Annotated in this window: 1 protein-coding gene; it reads right to left on the bottom strand. The window is 45.9% G+C overall.

The window, feature by feature from the left end; genetic code table 11:
- On the bottom strand, positions 1 to 300 hold a 300-nt coding region (locus ADA01nite_RS21820), incomplete at its 3' end, for an IS3 family transposase (RefSeq protein WP_146812522.1).
- Between the last annotated feature and the right edge of the window lie 229 nt (positions 301 to 529).

Here is a 529-nt window from a genome sequence, read left to right on the forward strand (position 1 = left end):
TTGATTCGAGCCGGTAATGATGCGGTTTCGTGCCAGCTTTTTTGGATACGAAACCCGTTTTTGGCGCTGTGGCCGTAGAATATCCATCTCCTTGCATAATCGGTACACTTTTTTCTTGTTGATACAAAGCCCGTATGTCCGACGTAAAAAGACGGTCAGTTTACGGTACCCATAGGCATAGGCTTCGCCTTCCATGCCTTCCATCAACCATTCTTTGATCTGTTCATCGGACACTTTTGTGCCGTCCTGCTTTAGGGAATAGCCCGGTATGGCTCGTCCCTCACTTTTCACTGGTTCCACGTTCTGCCCTTTTCGTTTTCGATGGTAGTAATACGTGGAGCGTGGAATCCGGGCAAAACGCAAGACTAGCCGTTTTGGATAGCCCTGCTGAATATAGCGTTCCGCTACTTCAAGTTTTTCAGCAAGTGAGGGTTTTTCTTTTTTATCAAATCACGTAAAATCGCAAGTTCTAATGCCTGTTCGCCAAGTAACCGTTTAAGTTGCTCGTTTTCTTTCACAACTTCTTCGG

Origin of the sequence: Aneurinibacillus danicus, assembly GCF_007991215.1 — a bacterium.
Taxonomy (GTDB): domain Bacteria; phylum Bacillota; class Bacilli; order Aneurinibacillales; family Aneurinibacillaceae; genus Aneurinibacillus; species Aneurinibacillus danicus.